The 19,776-nt window shown below is 40.4% G+C and carries 15 protein-coding genes and 2 pseudogenes; 10 read left to right on the plus strand and 7 right to left on the minus strand.

Translation table 11 applies throughout. The features are described 5' to 3' along the window. Positions 1–130 precede the first annotated feature (130 nt). The 4 genes and pseudogenes from groL to ACYRY3_RS19130 form a co-directional block, all read left to right on the plus strand. Positions 131–1,330: pseudogene (groL, locus tag ACYRY3_RS19115) on the plus strand (chaperonin GroEL); the annotation flags it as partial. A 586-nt stretch (positions 1,331–1,916) separates the two neighbouring features. Beyond that, positions 1,917–2,126, plus strand: coding sequence for a hypothetical protein (locus ACYRY3_RS19120; RefSeq protein WP_460203189.1), 210 nt, complete (start codon positions 1,917–1,919; stop codon positions 2,124–2,126). Positions 2,127–2,537: 411 nt separating this feature from the next. After that, positions 2,538–3,392: a cyanophycinase gene (locus tag ACYRY3_RS19125; protein ID WP_460203190.1), complete on the plus strand. Its 855-nt coding sequence runs from the start codon at positions 2,538–2,540 to the stop codon at positions 3,390–3,392. 368 nt (positions 3,393–3,760) lie between these two features. Continuing rightward, positions 3,761–5,461, plus strand: a complete 1,701-nt coding sequence (locus ACYRY3_RS19130) for an alpha-amylase family glycosyl hydrolase (RefSeq protein WP_460203191.1) — start codon at positions 3,761–3,763, stop codon at positions 5,459–5,461. 50 nt (positions 5,462–5,511) lie between these two features. Here ACYRY3_RS19130 and ACYRY3_RS19135 read toward each other — a convergent pair whose 3' ends face one another. From ACYRY3_RS19135 to ACYRY3_RS19155, 5 genes are all read right to left on the minus strand, one after another. Beyond that, positions 5,512–5,799: a Mo-dependent nitrogenase C-terminal domain-containing protein gene (locus tag ACYRY3_RS19135; RefSeq protein WP_460203192.1), complete on the minus strand. Its 288-nt coding sequence runs from the start codon at positions 5,797–5,799 to the stop codon at positions 5,512–5,514. A gap of 138 nt (positions 5,800–5,937) precedes the next feature. Further along, positions 5,938–6,387, minus strand: a complete 450-nt coding sequence (locus ACYRY3_RS19140) for a hypothetical protein (protein WP_460203193.1) — start codon at positions 6,385–6,387, stop codon at positions 5,938–5,940. Between the two features lie 192 nt (positions 6,388–6,579). Further along, a complete protein-coding gene (locus ACYRY3_RS19145; RefSeq protein WP_460203194.1) occupies positions 6,580–6,957 on the minus strand; it encodes a response regulator in 378 nt (125 codons plus the stop codon). Next, positions 6,929–10,144: a response regulator gene (locus ACYRY3_RS19150; RefSeq protein WP_460203195.1), complete on the minus strand. Its 3,216-nt coding sequence runs from the start codon at positions 10,142–10,144 to the stop codon at positions 6,929–6,931. The genes ACYRY3_RS19145 and ACYRY3_RS19150 overlap by 29 nt, the downstream gene beginning before the upstream one ends. Before the next feature lie 161 nt (positions 10,145–10,305). Next, positions 10,306–12,768, minus strand: coding sequence for a response regulator (locus tag ACYRY3_RS19155; protein WP_460203196.1), 2,463 nt, complete (start codon positions 12,766–12,768; stop codon positions 10,306–10,308). A gap of 308 nt (positions 12,769–13,076) precedes the next feature. On the opposite strand from ACYRY3_RS19155, the gene rpsO reads away from it, so the two are divergent. From rpsO to ACYRY3_RS19175, 4 genes and pseudogenes are all read left to right on the plus strand, one after another. Then, positions 13,077–13,346 (plus strand): 30S ribosomal protein S15, encoded by a 270-nt coding sequence (gene rpsO, locus ACYRY3_RS19160; protein WP_460203197.1) that lies wholly within the window; start codon positions 13,077–13,079, stop codon positions 13,344–13,346. 12 nt (positions 13,347–13,358) lie between these two features. Then, complete coding sequence (locus ACYRY3_RS19165) at positions 13,359–13,823, plus strand: photosystem II biosynthesis protein (protein WP_460203198.1); 465 nt, start codon at positions 13,359–13,361, stop codon at positions 13,821–13,823. Between the two features lie 395 nt (positions 13,824–14,218). Beyond that, positions 14,219–14,528: pseudogene (locus ACYRY3_RS19170) on the plus strand (IS4 family transposase); the annotation flags it as partial. A gap of 521 nt (positions 14,529–15,049) precedes the next feature. Beyond that, positions 15,050–15,523 carry a hypothetical protein gene (locus ACYRY3_RS19175; RefSeq protein ID WP_460203199.1) on the plus strand — a complete coding sequence of 158 codons (474 nt, stop codon included), beginning with the start codon at positions 15,050–15,052 and terminating at the stop codon, positions 15,521–15,523. A 561-nt stretch (positions 15,524–16,084) separates the two neighbouring features. On the opposite strand, the gene ACYRY3_RS19180 is transcribed toward ACYRY3_RS19175, so the two are convergent. Next, entirely contained in the window at positions 16,085–16,234 is a 150-nt protein-coding gene (locus tag ACYRY3_RS19180) for a hypothetical protein (protein ID WP_460203200.1), read from the minus strand. A gap of 207 nt (positions 16,235–16,441) precedes the next feature. On the opposite strand from ACYRY3_RS19180, the gene ACYRY3_RS19185 reads away from it, so the two are divergent. Continuing rightward, entirely contained in the window at positions 16,442–18,694 is a 2,253-nt protein-coding gene (locus ACYRY3_RS19185; RefSeq protein WP_460203201.1) for a DEAD/DEAH box helicase, read from the plus strand. After that, positions 18,681–19,472: a DUF2290 domain-containing protein gene (locus ACYRY3_RS19190; RefSeq protein ID WP_460203202.1), complete on the plus strand. Its 792-nt coding sequence runs from the start codon at positions 18,681–18,683 to the stop codon at positions 19,470–19,472. The genes ACYRY3_RS19185 and ACYRY3_RS19190 overlap by 14 nt, the downstream gene beginning before the upstream one ends. Positions 19,473–19,526: 54 nt before the next feature. On the opposite strand, the gene ACYRY3_RS19195 is transcribed toward ACYRY3_RS19190, so the two are convergent. After that, positions 19,527–19,709, minus strand: a complete 183-nt coding sequence (locus ACYRY3_RS19195; RefSeq protein WP_460203203.1) for a hypothetical protein — start codon at positions 19,707–19,709, stop codon at positions 19,527–19,529. Positions 19,710–19,776: the final 67 nt, after the last annotated feature.

A 19,776-nucleotide genomic window follows, 5' to 3' on the forward strand; every position in this document is an offset into this window, starting at 1 on the left:
CCAATTCCTGCGAGCACCTACATATTAATCAATTTTTTCTCCACAATCTGCAGTCTTAATCAAGAGAAAATTAGCACTCTTGGCATCTGAGTGCTAAATTGTAAAACAGGACGTGCTAGAGAACTAACACATGGCGAAAATTGTTGCATTTAATGAAGACTCTCGTCGGGCGTTAGAACGAGGTATCAACGCTCTTGCTGATGCCGTCAAAATTACCTTGGGGCCAAAAGGTCGTAACGTTCTCCTAGAGAAAAAATTCGGTGCACCTCAAATTGTCAATGATGGTATCACCGTTGCTAAAGAAATTGAACTAGAAGACCCCCTAGAAAACACTGGCGCGAGACTCGTTCAAGAAGCAGCGTCAAAAACCAAAGACGTTGCAGGGGATGGTACAACAACTGCAACTGTATTGGCTCAGTCGATGGTCAAGGAAGGTTTGAAGAATGTTGCCGCCGGTAGCAACCCCATTGCCTTGAAGCGAGGAATCGACAAAACCGTTGAGGCTTTGGTACAAGAAATTGCCCAAGTGGCAAAGCCTGTGGAAGGAGCAGCCATAGCCCAAGTTGCTACTGTCTCAGCCGGTAACGACGACGAAGTCGGTAATATGCTAGCTGAAGCAATGGAAAAAGTCACTAAAGACGGTGTTATTACCGTAGAAGAATCTAAGTCCCTGACAACCGAACTGGATGTGGTCGAGGGGATGCAGATAGACAGGGGTTACATCTCTCCCTACTTCATCACCAATAACGATCGGATGACGGTGGAATTTGAAAATACCCGCATCCTGATTACCGATAAAAAAATCAGCACCGTCCAGGATTTAATTCCTGTTTTAGAAAAAGTGGCTCGTTTGGGTCAACCTTTGTTGATTATTGCTGAAGATGTAGACGGGGAGGCTTTAGCAACTTTGGTGGTAAACAAAGCACGGGGTGTGCTTGCAGTTTGCGCCATCAAGGCTCCTGGATTTGGCGATCGCCGCAAAGCCATGTTACAAGATATCGCCATCCTAACGAACGGACAGTTGATTTCTGAAGAAATTGGTTTAAGCTTGGATGCCGCTTCTTTAGAAATGCTGGGAACTGCTCGTAAAATCACAATTGATAAAGAAAACACAACCATCGTTGCAGGAGCTGACACCACCAAAGCGGATGTACAAAAGCGAATTGCCCAAATTCGCAAACAGCTAGAGGAAACTGATTCAGAATACGATAAAGAAAAACTGCAAGAGCGTATAGCCAAACTCGCAGGCGGAGTTGCGGTGATTAAAGTCGGTGCAGCCACAGAAACCGAACTCAAAGACCGCAAACTGAGAATTGAAGACGCTCTCAATGAAAATATCAAAAGCATCAGTTTTTCTTGCATTAATGCGGATTTGGTCTGCAACTCTGTCTTGAACCATTGATTATAGACCTTTGACTAAACACCCTGAATCTGGAGGTATACTTACGTGTCTCCAGACCTAGTACACAAAGGATGAAGTATAAAGGCTAAAGGATGAAAGTAATCGGCTTCTACGGGAAGCTTGATAACGATTTACAACGGTAGCCTTATTTCTGCCGATGTGTATAATTAACTTGAGCATTGTTTGGGAAGCGATGGCGGCAGCCTGCGCTACACCTGTACATCACACTTGGCTCGAGCGTCAAATGATACTCTTACGCTTGCTTATTGTAACTCTACTAGAATTTTTTTCAGCTATCTAAAGGCATAATCATGTTGACATCAGAAGAAAACTAAAGGATAAATTTTTATATCTTTTATATCCGATAGCCGTTCTTTAGGTTATCCTTCATAATTCACACCAAATCTTTCATTTGACCGATTGGTAATCTACAACTTTTGAAGGTAGTCATAAACCCTTTATATTTTTTATAAGTAAGAAATCATTATCAAGAAATTTGAGGAGACGACAGAGTATGAGTAGCGCAAAAGCTGTTCTCAGAAATGAAGTACAACACCTTGCTGAGGAAGCTTTTCACCGCAAACTAATTTCTGGATATGGAGATGGTCCAGACAATAACGAGTACCAAATCGTTTTTCAAGGAAAACCCAGGCATTTTCCTTTAGAAAAGGCACACTCTTTTTTATGTGAATTACTTTTTGACAGCAATGTTCTCAATTCATAGTTTGTGGGAAACACCTCCATTAACAATCAAAAACGCTTACCAAAAAAAACTCAAAGTGCTCATTTCCAACTTAGATACTAACGATTCATCAAGTTGAATAGTTAGGGAACATTTGTATTCACATTGGGAAAACCCCGATGATAGTTCGCAGATGACAAACGATTAGCAAGATTTTCTTGTGATTTAACAAATCATTCAGGTTAACAAAGCCTCTGGAGAAGGTCTCTAGAGGCTTATAAATTGCTCCATACTCTTGACTTGACTCGCTTAATTATTTACAGAATGTAATTTTGATTTTGAACTCTACTATATTACGTATTTAATTTCTGTGTTGTAATCTACCAAATGGATGTTTTACTGGTACTGATAGCTATGTTTTATTAAAAATACTAACTTTTATGAGGAGGCTCTATGGTAGCTAGTTCAACTAAACGACAACTCGTAATTATTGGGGGTGCGGAAGACAAGGAAGGAGACTGTCAAATTCTTCGAGAGTTTGTTCGACGTGCTGGGGGTACAAAAGCCAGAATTGTTATTATGACGGCAGCAACCGAGCTACCTAGAGAAGTAGGAGAAACTTATATTAGAGTGTTTGAGCGTCTCGGAGCTGAGAATGTTCGTATCATTGATACTGAAACTCGTAGTGATGCATCTTCCTCTACAGCTTTAGAAGCAGTTAATGAAGCTACTGGTGTATTTTTTACTGGTGGAGACCAAGCTCGAATCACCAGTGTCCTCAAAGATACCGAACTAGATGAAGCTATTCACAAGCGTTACGCTGAAGGTATAGTTGTGGGAGGCACGAGTGCGGGCGCTGCTGTGATGCCTGACGTTATGATTGTAGAGGGTGACTCAGAAACAAACCCTCGGATGGAAATCGTGGATATGGGTCCCGGTATGGGTTTCTTACCAGGGGTGGTCATAGATCAACATTTTTCACAGCGCGGACGTTTGGGACGCTTAATAGCAGCTTTAGCACAGCAGCCTGCTGTGTTGGGATTTGGTATTGATGAAAATACCGCTATGATAGTCACCGATAATCAGTTTGAAGTCGTGGGAGAAGGTTGTATTACCATTGTTGATGACTCATCAGTCATGCACAGCAATGTTGATGATATTCTCAAGGATGAACCTCTAGCAATTTGCGGAGCAAGGCTTCACATTCTGCCACATGGATACAAGTTTGATTTAAAAACCCGCAAGCCTATTCTAGATAATTACACTGGAACAAATACCCCTGCACCAGCTGGTGCAACAGCTGCTTAAAAAAATACTTAATTAAGTAGTTAAGTAGGTCGGTATAAATAAAGTTAACTGGTGATGTTTGTCCTTTGTCATTTGTCATTAGTCCTTTGCTATATACAAATGACGAGTAAATCATAACTTTCAAACTCGTTATATTTAATTCTGCCAACCTACTTAGTAGCGCGTCCAATCTTATTTTGTGCATTCTGATTTTCTTATAGTACGGGCTTGTGGAACAGGCTTGTGGAACGGGCGTCTCGCCCGTTTTTGGATTACATACAAGCTTAATCAGGTGGAAGCAAATATGACCGTAGCCAGAAGCTTGAATTAAATGAATTTTTAAAAATAATTATAATTCCTGTAATTGTAGTAAATTTACAATAATTGAAATGACAAGTGTAATTGAATTTAACTTATTTGCTCCCCGCAATAATGGTGCTGCGCTGATTGGCTCTTTCTCGGATTGGAAGGAGATACCAATGGACAAGGGTGAAGATGGTTATTTCCGTACAGGAGTAGAACTAGAAGATGGTGTGTATCAATATAAATTCCGCATACAAACAAAAAGCCCACAATTTGAACCAGATCTGTGGGTAGATGTTATTGACCCCTACGCAACAGATGTTGATGAAGAGCGAACAGTCAGTATAGTAAAGGTCAAAGACGGTAAAAAGATTTTTGATACCTACGTTTGGCAGTATGACAGCACTCCTTTACCTAATAATAACGAATTAGTTATATATGAAATGCACGTTGCCGATTTTACTGGTGGCGAAGTTGACCCATACAAACGCGGAAGATATGTAGATGCTATAGAAAAGTTAGACCATCTGTGCGAATTGGGAATCAATGCGATCGAATTAATGCCAGTCAATGAATATCCTGGGGGCTACAACTGGGGCTACAAAGTTCGTCATTACTTCGCTACAGAATCCAGCTACGGTTCAACTGAAGATTTGAAGCGGTTTATTGACGAGTGTCATGGGAGAGGAATTCGCGTTTTCATGGATGGAATTTACAATCACACGGATGAAGAATGTCCTCTGATATTGATTGACCGCAATTACTGGTATTACGAACATATGCATTATCCGGAAGACCCAAATAATTACTGGGGTCCGGAGTTTAACTACGAAAACTATGACGAAAAATTAGACGTTAAGCCTGCATGGAAATATGTTGGGGATGTGGTAAAGTATTGGGTTGAGGAATATCACATTGATGGCATTCGTTTTGATGCTGTACGCCAATTGGCTAACGACGAGTTTCTAAATTGGTTAGGTCAACAATCGAAAAAGAACACTCCAACCAAACCTTTTTACAATATTGCCGAACACATTCCCGATACCAGTGAAATCACGACTCCAGAAGGACCTTTAGATGCTTGCTGGCATGAAAGTTTTCGCTACTTTGTGCTGCCACATATTAGTGGTGAAATGTTTGAACCTGAAAAGCTGAAGGAGGTTTTAGACCCCAGGCGACAGGGTTATGTGGCTACAACCAACGTCATAAATTATTTAGCAACTCACGATCGCGAACATTTATTAAGAGAATTGGGCGATCGCAGTATTTTTGACGAAGAGGCATTTAGAAGAGCCAAGTTAGCTGCGGTACTACTCATGACAGCTATGGGTGTTCCCATGCTGTGGATGGGTGAAGAGTTTGGGGAACACAAGCGCAAAAGTGAAAATGTTACCCAGCCCAAAAAGATTGCATGGTCTTTACTAGAGAAAGACCAAAATTGGGAATTATTCGAGTACTATAAAAAACTCATCAGCCTACGCAAACAAAATCCTGCCCTGCAAAACGACAACATAAAATTTTTCCATGAAAATGTAGAGGCAAAAGTACTGGCATACGTTCGTTGGAACGAACAAGGTTCTCGTGTTGTCGTTTTAGCCAATTTCTCAGACCAAAATTATCATGAATACCCCGTTCCTCATTTTCCCCAAGCTGGCAAATGGCATGAGTGGATAGGTAGCTGTGATATCGAAGCCGCTGAGGACAGTATTATAATTGACCTTGAGGCATACCAAGCTAAAGTTCTTATTTGGCATGAGAAAAGTCAGTGTTTAATGGTCAATAGTTAATTAACAATCCTCATTTCTTTCAACTGTGGACTACGAACTATTGACTAATATTAACAATATACAGTTACATCCTCTCCGCATTCATCTGCTAAATAAACTAAAGACTTAAAGCGAAGCATAACCAATTGTTCGTAGAAAGGATTTAGCTTGCATAGTGGAGGAATAGATAAAATAGTTCGGTTAAAGATTTGAATCTTCCTTTCAAACGGGCAACGTGCTGGAATAAGCTGACACAAACGCTGAGCAACTTTATAGTCATTAATTTCTATAGCTTCGAGCCAATAGCGCATTGCTTGAATTGGGTTAAGACCGAAATGACGCGAACTTTGTACTAACATGGAATTTTACCTTTTTAAAAATTTGGTTAGTGGTTGGTGGTTAGTGGTGAGTGAATACTAATAGCTAATAACGACTAACCACTAACTCATAACAAACCTTATAATATTTACTCTTATTAGCAGGATACCTTTGCCGAGCTAGTAACTCGGTTCCTGTTGAGTTACATCCAAAATTTCCGTAACAAACACACGTTCTGCATCGGAAATACTTTGCATCAATGCAACGCGTGCATCTCTGTTAACTAACAATTCACCATCGGATGTAATACTAAAATCTTGGCCTAAAACAAAACCTTGACTAATTAATTTTTGTACTGCTAGCATGACAACATACTCTTTCAATCTAATGCAAGCGTCAAGATAAGAGAAATTTTGCCAAGTCCACTGGCAAGTTTCAGGAGCATTTTCTGCTAACTGAAACAAGGCAGCATTCATTATGTTTTGTGTATACTTAGAACCCATGAGATTAATCAAAACCTGTTCGCAGGTTTCCACTAAATCTTTGTCTTTAAACTTTAAGATATTGACGAACAAATTAACAGCGGCGTTAAATTCTTGATATTCCCTCTCGAAGTCTTGCTCGTACATTTCAATATCCCTTTCCAAAATTTAACTAGTTTTTTAAAAAAACTGCAAATGAATAATCAAAAACGCTAATTAAATTGATTAACTTTATTAATTAAATCATTGCAGTCTCCATTTCCAAACCGAGGTCACCTGATATTTAAGTTAGAGTCTAAAAATGAAGAACCTGTGGAGAGGGAAAAAATTTTGCTCTATCTAGCACCAACCCAAAACGCCTGTGAGTTGGTCGTTTAACATCATTGGATTGAAGGGTTTGGCAATGAGCCCTTTAACACCCAGTTCGGCGAATCGTCGTTGGTCAGCCGACTGCACCTTAGCTGTCAGTAGAATTACGGGAATATTCTGAGTAGCGGGGTTCGCCTGTAATTTCTGAAAAGTTGCTATCCCATCCATATCGGGCATCATCACATCTAAAAGGATAGCATCTGGTTTTTCAGCTTCAGCTAACTGCAACCCCTCCATGCCTGACTCAGCAGTGAAAACTTCCCAACCACCTACTGATTCCAAGGTGAGTTGGGCAACTTCCCTAATGTCTTCTTCATCATCAATTATAAGAACGCGTTTGGCTGTCACTACCATCCCCCTTTGTTGCTGGAATAATCCGGTTTAGTAAAGTCATCACACGCTGTTCGAGTTCCTCTGGTGTGACTCGTCCTTTCGTCATAAATACGGTCTGCCCAAGTTTCAATCGTTCCCGGTCAAACTGGTTGAGGTCTCTCGCGCAGTAAACAACCAGGGGCACCAGGCATAAGCGCCTGTGATGCCGCAGCCAGTCTACCACAGCAAAACCATCTACTTCTGGTAATGCTAAGTCTAAGACCAGCAGGTCAGGAAGAAGCCGTTGGCTTAACCGCAGGGCTTCTCTTCCTGTTTTAGCATGGTGGGTTTCAACGCCGTAGCGCTCAAACATGGCAATCAGCACCTGTGCTAAATCCAGATCGTCTTCTACAATCAGAACTCTCATGCTTTGGCTGTGTTCTCCTGCCAGCGCCTGTTCCAAAGCTTGAAACAACAGCTGCTCATCTGGCGGTTTCACAATCCAGTCAGTTATTTCTGGGTGGGGAGCCGTTCTTGCATCTGGCATCAGACCGCTGAGAATTATAACTGGAATATCTTTAGTTTGCGACTGCTGCTTTAACACTCCTAGCGTTTCCCAGCCGTGCATCCCAGGCATCATCAAGTTCAAAAAAATGACATCCGGCTGCTCCTTTATCGCTGCACTCACTGCTTCTTGCCCAGAAGCAGCGCAAATCGCCCGATAGCCTCGTTGTTCTAGCATAGTCTCCATAACAGCCCTGACAGAGGGGTCATCATCGCACACCAATATCAGCGGGCTATTACTGTTGTTTGAGTTAATAGACGGGTTAACTGGCTCTGCTTCACGATAGGAGGGCATTTGTACGTAAAAAGTGCTACCTTCACCTGTATGGCTTTCTGCCCAAATACGCCCCTCGTGATATTGTACAATACTGCGACAAATGGCAAGTCCCAAGCCAGTGCCACCTTTTTTACGTGAGTCAGAAGCATCAACCTGTTGGAAACGTCCAAAAATAGTTTCTATTTTGTCATCTGGGATTCCCCGCCCTCGGTCGCGAACTTTGAAGAGAACGTGGGAAGGTTGCTTGTTGTTCTCTTTGTATCCAGTGACCTCCGCAGTAAACCAAATCGTGCTTCCTGGGGGTGAAAATTTAATGGCGTTACTGAGCAAGTTGGTAAAAGTTTGTACAATCCGGTCAGGATCTGCCCAAAGAGTTGCTGATACAGTCTCGATCGAGATTGTAACACCTGCTTTGTCTGCCATCGCTCGCATTTCTTCAACAGATTGTTGCATCAAGCCTGTCACATCACAGATTTGTTTGGTCATCGTGACCTTACCTGACTCAATGCGTTCAATATCGAGGATATCGTTAATCAGCCGAATTAAACGGTCAGTGTTATTAACAGCAATTTCCAGCATCCGTTGTGCTTTTTCCGGCTGGGTATTCAACACGCCACTGGCTATTAAGCCCAAAGAACCCCGAATCGAAGTCAGGGGAGTTCTGAGTTCATGGCTGACCACAGAGACAAATTCGTCTTTGAGTCGTTCAATTTCGCGACGATGGCTAATATCCTTCACAAAACAGTAATAACCGTTATAGTTTTGCTGTTGATCCCAAGCTTTGACCATAACGACTTGCATATCAAAAATTGAGCCATTTTGACGCACACCTCTGGCTTCAACTTCTGCCTTACCAGTATCTAACATTATTTGATATGTTGCCATGACCTTTTCCAAATCTTCTGGGTCAATGGTTTGCTGCCATTCCATACCCAGTATTTCCTCAGGCTCATAGCCCAACATATTGGCATAAGCCTGGTTAACGTAGACGTAATGTCCTTGGTCATCGAACTGAGAAATACCTTCTACCGCACTTGATAAGGCAGTGCTTAGGTTACGCAGTTCAGCTTCAGCTTGCTTGCGAGCAGTCATGTCAAAAACCGTACTCCGAGTCATGACAAAGTTACCTGCTGCATCCCTAATCGCAGTTGCATTTATCACCACGGGCAGAACTGTGCCATCTTTGCAAATCATTTGAAATTCCAAGTCGCGCACCCAGCCTTGCTGTTTTAAGACTGAGAATGTCTCTTGGAAGGTTGCCAAACTAGAAGTTGTAATGATATCGGAAAATTTCTTTATCCCTATGACTTCCTCTCGTGTATGTCCCAACCAATTGAGTTCCGTATCATTGATACGGACAAAGGTGCCATCTTTGTCTAGGGAGTGATAGCCGCACGGTGCGTTGTTATATAGGTCTTCAACTTCTTTCGTATATTCTTGCAGCACCTTTTCTGCCTGTTGGCGTTCGGCAATTTCATTGGCTAAATTGTGATTTATTGCTTTGACCTGCTGTGTCTGGCTGCGAGAACGTTGGGTGAGATAGACGCCCCACGCTAGGAGTAAAGACACTACTGAGCCTCCGCAAAAGACTACATTGGGCAGGGGGGAGCTTTCTGCTTTGGCAGTAGCTGGCGTGGGAGAAACTCTGATACTCCAAGTCACGCCATTGATATTGACTTCTGTATTGTGTTGTCGCTTGGGGTGACTTTGACTCCCTATCTTTTCTTGATTGGTATATATTGTGTCATTCCCATCAAGAATCGTAATAGTGTATTTCCGCTTCAAATTCCGGTTTAAGATGGTATCAAACAAGGATTGGCTGCGAAAACTAGCTATAATGAACCCACCAAACTGATTCTTTGGCAACAGGGGTACGTAAATCAAAAATCCCTTACCTCCCTGGGCGAGGTTGATTGTACGTGTCATTGTGGCGCGTCGGGTTTTCCTAGCTTTTTCCAAAGCAGTTCGTCGGCGTTCCTCAAATGTTAACTTCAGGTTCTGTGCTGCTTCATTTCCTGCCAAAGGCACAACCCAACGCACGTAATACGAGCGATCTGCCCATGCGATCGCTTGAAACCCAGGATAATCTTTGTATAAGTTGAAAGCATCGGCTTCCCACTGAGGCTTGGCAGTTCCACTTTCCATTTCCCAGCGCTTTGCCATGCGAACTAATCCTAGAGTGCGGGATTGAATCTGCGCTGTGATTTCGTGACTAACAGTTGCTGCTGCTAATTCAACGTTTCTCTTGATGTGTGCATCTTGTTGAGCAATGAGTTGCTGAAAAAATAACAGATTGAGAACAAAAACGCCGATACCCACAGTCACTGGCAGCCATAGGTTTTGCCAAAACTTTGTTTGAGTTCTTCTGGCGTATAAATTCATACACATTTATCCCCATTTTTACAGCAGCTGCCTGAACTGTGGGAACTCAAGCAATCCACGGCTTTCCCTACTTGCCATCAGCATGACACGACACACAATTTGTGGCTATCTTAATAGGAAATTGCAAGGGACGGTAAGTCGGTACAAATTCTGGGCGTGCTTCAAGCCCGGACGCCTTCGGTGTCTTCTCGAAGCCCTGCTTCAAGGAAGCGATTTTTTGCTCGCTTGGACCCATAGAGGCGATCGCATCTTGCTGATGCTGCTTGATAAAGGGCTTGTAAATCAGTCCCCTGCTGTGGATACTGTGACAACCCTGCATGAAATATTACCTGAAAATTGCTTTCCTTAGGAACCACAAACTTTTCTTGATTAATATTTTCTGCTACCTCCTCCAATCGCTGCCATCCATCTTTTTGTGTCATACCATACATTCCTACAACAAATTCAGCACCCCCCCAACGACAGACAACATCGTTTTGAAAAATCCGTCGCAAAACTCTTCCGAATCGGGATAAAACTTCATCTCCGATCGCGTGACCGTACTTTTGATTTATCTGCTGAAGGTGGTCTACTTTCAGAACAGCGAAGCAGAATGGCTGATTGTGGCGATTTGATAAGTTGATTAACTCATTCAGTTCTTGAGTTGATTGACGGCGATTGGCAACTCCAGTCAATGTGTCGGTTTCAGCCATATTTCGCAGGAGGCGCGATCGCTCCAACCGATTGAGGATGCGAGTCACCAATTCAGGACCAACAATTGGTTTACACACGTAATCATCTGCACCAACGGCAAACACGCGGCGCATTGTTTCCGCATCTGTCAGTGCCGTCAGAAATAGCACTGGTAAGCCACAATAGCGGGGATCGTTGCGTACTACCTGGCACAGTTCAATGCCATTCATCTGAGGCATTTCTACATCCAAGATTAACAAGTCTGGTGCTGTGGCTTCTAGGGTGTCCCAGAATTCCAAAGGATTTTCTAGAGTCGAAACTTTTAATCCCCAAGGTTGTAGCAAAGAATACATCGCCGTCAGTATGAGGGGATCGTCATCCACAACCAAAACTTTAGCTGTAGCCTGACGGTTCCGCTGGATCAAATTCGCGATCGTCTCCAATACCAAAGCCGAAGCTACAGGCTTTTGTAAAAAACCCTGTCCGCCCAAACGAGCTATTTTCACGCGGTCAAGCAAACTATCCTGATTTGTAAGAACCACTACTGGTACTGGAGGTCCAGAACAGTTTAATTCTGCCAGCAATTTCAACCCGTCCTCAGTAATGCTACCGGATAAATTCAGTACTACTGCATCAGGACGGCGATTTGCAAGCTGCTTCTTCACTTGTCCTGGGTTTGAGACTGCTAGTGTTTGTATATTCCAACTATCAGCCGACCCCACCAAATCCTCAGCTAATGGCTTGTCCAATCCCACCATCAGCATTAAGGGACGCCCATCCGTTGATGGTTCTTCTTGCTGGGGGTTGGTTGTTGTCAGTTGTAACTCCCGACGCAGGGATACAACCAGTTCTGACAAGTGCAATTTTTGTTCTCTAACCAGTGGTTCCTCAGCTTCAAACAGTTCTTCTATTTGTCTGGATATGCGCGAGCCAAATTCAAAGCCAAACATACCCAATGAACCTGCTAGCTTGTGAGCCTCAGAACGCGCTTGTAAGCGCAGCTCGTTGTCTAACCCATCGTGAAGTAATGCTGTAGTGGCTTGCTCGATGACAGAAATGCGATCGCCTATCCTCTCTTTAGCACGTTCCCAAGCATTAGCAATAATTTTTTGAGTTTGCTGCTTCAAGTCTTGAGGGGTAGGACTAGCAGTAGACGTGGATGAGGAGGGTGGGGTAGTATTTTCCGTTTTGCTCTGTTTCTCCCCTGCTTCCCCCGATCCTGTCTTCTCCTTCTTTTCTTTCTTCTTTTTCCCTTTCTCTGTCTCTGCTTTTAACTCCTCTAACGCTCTCAGGCGGTAGCCGATTCCATATACTGTCTCGACGGGATCGGTTGCTAAACCTGCCTTCTTGAGTTTCATTCGCAATCCCTTCAAATGGGTTCTCACCGTGTCTTCTCCTGGTGGTTCTTCAAAAGACCACAGGTGGTCTATGATTGCACCACAGTTAAATATTCGATGGGGATTGCGGAGAAAAAGCTCCAGTAAGCTGTACTCCTTTGGTGTTAGATGTAGAGTTTTATTGCTGTATTTAACTTCACATATACTCGGATCGAGTCGTAGATTTTCCCACTCCAGTTGCGGAGGTAAAACCGCACTTCCCCGCCGTAATGAGGCGCGGATACGAGCCAATAATTCTTGCAAATCAAAAGGCTTCGTGATATAGTCATCAGCCCCTGCATCCAAACCTACGACCTTATTTGTGCTGCTATCTTGAGCAGTCAACAAAATAATAGGTGAGTGTATACCATGCGATCGCACTCGCCGACAGAGGCTAATTCCATCCAGCTTTGGCAACATCACATCCAATACAATCAAGTCGTAAGCATAGGCTTCTACAAAATCCCAACCAGCCTCACCGTCGTAAGCAATATCGACGGCATAATGTTGCTCTTGGAGAGCTTGGGCAAGGGGATTGGCAATTAGCTCATCATCTTCTACTACAAGAATTCTCATAGCTGTGTGCGGATCTCGCACTCTACAAAGAATTAACAGTTAATTATGAGTCGTGGTACCCTCAATAAAACAGCAATTTGCCAGGTGTGATACCATAAGCCTATCTTAAGCTGTGTCAAACTTTTCTAAGTGCTTCGTAAAACTCAACAGTTCAATTTACACCCACTTTAAGGGCGGGAGAATTTGCTAAAAAATTTTTTAGATCCGTAGGGCTGGAAACGGATAAATGCCGTTTATCCCTACTCCACACAATAGACAGCTATGATATTATGGGAAACTGCTGCAGAAATCTAGAACAAAGTTGAATCATGGCCTTAACGCAACAGCGCAAACAGGAAATTATCTCAGAATACCAAGTTCACGAAACCGATACCGGCTCCGCTGATGTTCAAATCGCAATGTTAACGGAGCGGATAAATCGTCTGAGCCAACATCTCCAATCGAACAAGAAAGACCATTCTTCCCGCCGGGGATTGTTGAAATTGATCGGTCAACGCAAGCGCCTTCTCGCTTATATTCAAGAAGACAGCCGAGAGCATTATCAAGCTTTGATCGGGCGTCTCGGCATTCGTGGATAGAGATGACCGCTTATGTCTGCTGAATCTGAACAAAGTCGCCTGCCTTTTGAACCAAATAAAAAGCGTCGAAAGCCTGCAAAAGCGCAAAGCGAACAACCCATCAAGCAAGAAGTAAAGCCAAAGGAAGCGAAAAAGCCTCCTTTTACCAAAGAAGAAATGGCGATTCCCCAAGTCGTCAGCCAACGGATGTTTCGCAGAGTGGCTGGCTTCTGCGGTATTCCAACTGCTTTAGGCATTAGCACTCTAGTTATCAGCTACGTGCTGTTGACTTATGGTGGAATCAAACTGCCTCCCATTGCCGTATTGCTGGTAAATATGGGTTTTTTTGGATTGGGAGTGTTAGGAATTACCTATGGTGTACTCTCTGCCTCTTGGGATGAAGATAGAACAGGAGGACTGCTGGGTTGGAATGAGTTCACCACCAATTGGGGACGGATGGTAGCAGTTTGGCGCGAAACTCGGCAGAAAAACACATGACGAAAAGCGCTGCGGAAGCAAAGAACCACGGAATTGGGTAAATTTATAAAAAAATGTTGAAGTTCAAATTTTGTAACTTCAACATTAATAACTCAAAACTTATGCTTCTTTTTTATGCCCAATGTTCAGTAACAAAATCACTTAGCGCGATAATAGATAGTAAGTAGTCATCAGTGCTTCAGGACTTCAGCAATTCATAAGGATCTGATAACTGTTCGCTGATGCTTTTAACTGATTTGCTGACAAAATTAAGCAGCAAATAGAGACTGGCAATATATCTTTTTCAAAAAGGCATCTCATCTAAGCAGGAACTCTAGCATGATTGTAGTCATGAAAATTGGTTCCCCTGAGGCGGAAGTAGACCGTCTGAGCAAGGAACTCAGTACATGGGTGCTCAAGAAAAATACTACAAGCAGTTAGGACTCCGAGATAGAATTATCAATTTATCTTTCATGCTCGGTGCAGTCTTAACTTTATTATGGCGGCAAATTCCAGGAGTACAAGAATTAACGAGGCTTTTAGCGAGAGAAGATGTCCTATGGTGTCGTGCAACCAAGGTGGCTCAACAATCTCTTTCCCAAAGATTTTTAGTATTTCCAGCCGAATTATTTGAGCGGGTCTTTAAAGACTTATTGCCTCAATTACAATTCTAATTGGCAGCAAAGGGTTAAAAGACCACTACCAGATAGTGTTAAATATGCGCTGCCTACGACAAAGGTAAGGCTGATGACCCGATTAAGTACTTTGCTGCAAAAGAGAATCAAGATTTAGGAGTGGTTAAAGCGCTGCGAAAGCCAGTTTCCAAGCTGGATTTGTCTCCTTTTCCTGCACCCTCTTGACAAATGTGCCATTACCTTAACCTCTCACGGATGCACTGTGACTTTCATATACACACCAATCAGTCTGGAAGCTTTGGTTTTTTGTCAATCATCAATTAATAGAATAATTTATCATTAAGCCTTAAAATACTATTTCCAGTTATAGTTCATAAATACTATTCACCGACAATTGCTTAAGTACTAATGAACTTGTGACAGTCAGGGTGCGGAATGTGGGTTCTATTTACGCCGATTTGAGAGCCAGTACTGCTCAGGCGTATTGCGCGGTATTGGCTTTTTGCAAAATGCTTGACTTCTTTCACTGCTCACGATACAATAGGTTATTAATTTTAGTATTTATGTACTACTTAGCTGAAAAACAAAATTTTTGATAATTATGGAGGAAAAATGGATATTTTGACATTATCAGCTTTGGCAGAAATCAGGAAACATACAGTTATTCAAGCTAAGGATCTGTATCCTGATTCCTATCTTTACGCTATAGGTAATATGGTACATCCTATCTTTGAAGAAGATATTTTAGATAATCAGTTCGATGAAGATCAAAAATCAGTTTACTATCCGTTTTTTAAGATATATAAAATAACTTACGAACAAGTAACTGATGTACATCATTTTTTAATCAAAGAATGGGGGCAGAAAAAAGATATTAAATTTAGAGATTTAGAAAAGCATTATAAAACTATTTTTAATATTAGCGATATTGAAGATTGTCTAATAAAAATATGTCGTTATTTATTTTTACATGGGGAATTTGAAAAACAGTTTTGGGATAGTCTAGTTTTAAATCATAATCTTAGAGTTTCAGAAATTAATAAAGAATTTAGAATCTCTGAAATTTTTTCATTTTTAAAGCCTTAAACAGAACATAACTGCATACCAAAAAGCCCACAGCTTAAGGCATGGGTGATACAGCTAGATGTGAAGTAAAAAAAGACGTAGTATTTCTACGTCAATTACGAACACTTTTAATTGCCCCTGGTGTCAGCTACGTTAGATATAGGCCAAGGAAGTGGCACCTGAATGTCTTTAGTGTGATATTAAAGTAAGTATTCATTTCAGCCAGGATTAGCTGCAACTGGAAGTAGAGAGCGCCTTACAGACAAAATAGGTAGAGAGAAGTGATATTCTCGCATATACACAAGTATAAAATTATACAATGATAGCCGTGAATGTAGAGGGATAAAAAAGTTTAACAATAAATAATTTAGTCCAACAATCAATAAAAAGTTCTACAATTTCATTCGTAGTGCTTTAAGCGAGCCAATGTCTGTACGATGCTCCCACGTGCTTGTTACTATAAAGAGCGCTTGTCCACGTTCGGGTATCATCGCTCTCCTAATTGTTCAACTTTATTTTCTGGCTGGGCGCGAACCTCAACGAGAAATCAAGGCTTTCTGGCTGTGAAATTGTACAACTTTATTATTGCTCTACAACTAACACCCCTACTTCATCAGTTTCGGCACGAAAAGCTGCTGTCAGTTCAGGGTTAACAATTGCTATAGCGCTTTCGTGCCATTCATGAATGAGCGCGTCAATCATATCCCATGCTGTACTTGAGGAATCTATCAACCGAAAAACCTCACTCAGTTCTTGATAAAGTCTTACAGATCATCAGAGTCAAATATACTCAGCCATCCACAAAGATGACATGATTGACCTTGACCCCATCTTTTTGGGGGTTCAAAAGGCTAGAATATTCAAAGACTATTACGTTCCTCTAAAAAAGTTGAATTTTACTAAGTTGATTACATTGTAAACCTAAAAATTATAGACATTATGCAATTTTTACCTGGTACTTTAGCAATAGAGAATAATCCGCAAGAACTTGAAATTTGGAGTAAGTTAAAAAAGATACTAGCTGAAGATGAAGGAATAGTAGGATATAGAATTCCTTCTCTTGGTATGCCTAGTAAAGATGAAATTCCCTCTTTTATTATACGTTCAAAAAGATATGGGATTGTTATTTTAGATGTTGTTAACTCTAAGATTGAAAAAATTGATGAAACTGGTGATTTTTGGATAACCTCCGATAATGAGGAAATCTTTTCTAAAGACATTATAACTAGCCAATTTCATGAACAAATAATCAATAAATTAAAAGAGGATAGAAATTTATACGACCTCAAAAAGAGAGAACTAAGAATACCTGAGGTGAGAAATTATATAATTTTTCCTTATAATAATAAAGAGGAAATTGATTCTATTTGGGATTCATCTAATTCTTCAGAAAAAATAAATAACTTCATCTATAAAGAGGATATTGATGAGAAGTTGCAAGAAGAAATTTTTCAACTGAATGAAGACTTTTCTTTAGAAACTCATATACTTGATATCATTGACTCTTTATTGGAGAATACTAATAAGACTAATAGAAAACAAAAGTCTGTTGACACTCCTAAAACTGACAATGATTTTATTCAAAAGTCACTTGATTATACGTTTAAATTAGACGAAATACAAAGACAGGTAGCTATGCAAATACCTGATGGACCTCAAAGAATTAGGGGGTTAGCTGGAACCGGGAAAACAGTAATTTTAAGCATGAAAGCAGCTTTAGTGCATAAAGATTTTCCAGACTATAAGATACTCTTTGTATTCAATACTCAGAGTATGTATAATCAAATACGAAGGTATATAACAGAGTACTACATTAAGGAAACGAAACAGAATCCCAACTGGAGTAATCTTGAAGTTTTACACGCATGGGGAGGACGTGACCAAGAAGGTTTGCATTACAACATTTCTATGAAATATGGCATTAGACCAAGAATTTACTCTGAACCTGAGCTTAGAGGATTGAGTGACCCCCTAGAAAAAATTTATCTTGACGTATTGAAAGAAGCTAAACACAAACTAGAACCCATATATGATGTTGTTTTGATAGATGAAGCTCAAGACTTCTCACCAGCTTTATTTGAAACTATCTACTATTTGGCTAAAAATCCAAAACGAATAATTTGGGCATACGATGAATTTCAAAGCCTAAAAGAATTGAAGATTAAAGAATCAGATGCACTTTTTGGTAAAGATGGGTACGGAAATCCCAATCTTCAGGAATCCAGATTAGAAGGACAGTATCCAGGTGGAATAGATAAGGATTTTGTGTTACCAAATTCCTATAGGAATCCAAGGGTAAATTTGATGATTGCTCATGGAGTTGGGATGGGACTTTACAATTCAGATGAAATCATACCAATAGAGGATAAGACATCTTGGGAAGCTAGAGGATATCAAATAATAAAACCAGAAGGAAAAATCAAATTTGAATATAAAGATGAAGTGATTGCAGAAAGATTAGATGAAAATAGCAAAAATATCTTGGAAAAATTACTAGTTGAAAATGGTAGAAATGAAAAAGATCTGGTAAGTTTTAACACCTTTGAAAATAGTCAATTTGAATTAAACCAGATTGTACAGAAAATAAGTGATTTGATTAACTTGCAAAAGGTTTACCCTGAAGAAATAGTTGTAATTAATCTAGATACAGGAAAGAATTCTAAAGCCCAGTTTGAATATTTGCGAAGGGAACTAGATAAGCGAGAAATTAAGGCGATTACTCCTGGATACATAGAAAAACCCAATCTGTTTAAGGAGCCGGGTTTTGTAACTCTTGCAACACCATTTAGAGCCAAAGGGAACGAAGCAAATGTTGTTTTTATTTTTAATTCACAAATTGTTGTTGATAATGCTACATACAGAATGAGAAATTCATTTTTTGTAGCAGTAACTCGCTCTAGAGGATGGTGTTATATATCTGGAAATGGTGATAAATCCTTATCACTCAAGCGAGAAATAGATAGTATACTAATGGATTATCCCAAATTTAAGTTTTTATTCCCCAAATCTGATGATATTCGACGAAGAATTGAGCTGATATCAGCTGATAAGAATTTAGAAACAGTAGATACTAATATTGATAAACTTCTCAAAAATCCTACATATAAAGCTCTTCTTATAGAGAAGCTTACAAGGGATGAAAATATCAGCAAAGAATTAAGAAGGGTTCTTGATAGCAATGAAGATAAATGACGTTTTGCAAGAATTGGAAAAAATAAAAAGTGCTTATAGAGAATTAATTGTAACTTCCAACTATAAGCAGATGAATACTTTCGAGATTGGTTGGGATAGATATACACCTGGTATAGAAAAAAATCTTTATGCTAGAGAGTACGAGATGCTATTACAGAATAGGCAATATAGCTTTTTATTAAATGAGGATATGGGCTTTATACAATTCTATTTTAAGTATCAGGATGAAACTAATTTTGATAGAATCAAAATGGCTTACTATCCCTATCCAATAAAATTAAGAGAAGAGAATTATGAGATAGAGAGATATTTATACGATAGCGAAGATTTAATACTGCAAGAATACTATTTTGATTTGTGGAATATTTTAAATCGAGAATTTGGTGTGCCAATTGAAGACAAGCAGTTACAGAAAATTATTTCTATTCTTGTCGAGGAATCAAACATTGAGCCAAATCTCGATGATCTAATGGTAGAAAAATTTAACTATAAATATGAAATAACTAACAGTTCTCATATTCGTATAGATTACAGCCCAGTTACTTCTCATCATCTATGTGAGATACAAATAGGCGCAATTAATAATATAAGATTTCCTTTGGATAGAATTATTTCCCCTTTTTTATTTTTTGACTTTATTATAAAAAATCTATATAGAAAATCATACTCAAGTATGTTCAATGAGCGAAAATTCAAACAGAGTTTGAATTTTGCACGCAAAAAAAGTTACCAGATTACAAATTTTAATGAAGACAATATATTTATTACTCATTTATAGGGGCAGATATATGTGCTCGCATTCTCTAAGATGCCATCCGGTAGCGCGAGCGTGCTAATCAAGAGCTAGTTCCTGCTTAATACATTCCTCTGGTGTGATGTCGTTATAGATATTGGGTGTCTGCCGAGAGGTAGAGTCGAGGGGAGTGTTGCCACTCCACCCCTCTCGTCCAGCACCCTTTAAGTCACACAATCGGAAATTTTCTACAAACCCGTGAATTCTGCTGGAATTTTTCACTTAGGGACTTGGCTAGGTCGAGAAATAATACTTGGTAAAAGACCTGTAAAAATAGTTGAATTAGTAC

The sequence above is a fragment of the Scytonema sp. NUACC21 genome (assembly GCF_054684315.1).

Excerpts from the sequence above, each read along its gene's own strand:
- ACYRY3_RS19120 (WP_460203189.1), top strand. The coding sequence starts at position 1,917 with ATGAGTAGCGCAAAAGCTGTTCTCAGAAATGAAGTACAACACCTTGCT.
- ACYRY3_RS19125 (WP_460203190.1), top strand. The coding sequence starts at position 2,538 with ATGGTAGCTAGTTCAACTAAACGACAACTCGTAATTATTGGGGGTGCG.
- ACYRY3_RS19130 (WP_460203191.1), top strand. The coding sequence starts at position 3,761 with ATGACAAGTGTAATTGAATTTAACTTATTTGCTCCCCGCAATAATGGT.
- ACYRY3_RS19135 (WP_460203192.1), bottom strand. The coding sequence starts at position 5,799 with ATGTTAGTACAAAGTTCGCGTCATTTCGGTCTTAACCCAATTCAAGCA.
- ACYRY3_RS19140 (WP_460203193.1), bottom strand. The coding sequence starts at position 6,387 with ATGTACGAGCAAGACTTCGAGAGGGAATATCAAGAATTTAACGCCGCT.
- ACYRY3_RS19150 (WP_460203195.1), bottom strand. The coding sequence starts at position 10,144 with ATGAATTTATACGCCAGAAGAACTCAAACAAAGTTTTGGCAAAACCTA.
- ACYRY3_RS19155 (WP_460203196.1), bottom strand. The coding sequence starts at position 12,768 with ATGAGAATTCTTGTAGTAGAAGATGATGAGCTAATTGCCAATCCCCTT.
- rpsO (WP_460203197.1), top strand. The coding sequence starts at position 13,077 with ATGGCCTTAACGCAACAGCGCAAACAGGAAATTATCTCAGAATACCAA.
- ACYRY3_RS19165 (WP_460203198.1), top strand. The coding sequence starts at position 13,359 with ATGTCTGCTGAATCTGAACAAAGTCGCCTGCCTTTTGAACCAAATAAA.
- ACYRY3_RS19175 (WP_460203199.1), top strand. The coding sequence starts at position 15,050 with ATGGATATTTTGACATTATCAGCTTTGGCAGAAATCAGGAAACATACA.
- ACYRY3_RS19185 (WP_460203201.1), top strand. The coding sequence starts at position 16,442 with ATGCAATTTTTACCTGGTACTTTAGCAATAGAGAATAATCCGCAAGAA.
- ACYRY3_RS19190 (WP_460203202.1), top strand. The coding sequence starts at position 18,681 with ATGAAGATAAATGACGTTTTGCAAGAATTGGAAAAAATAAAAAGTGCT.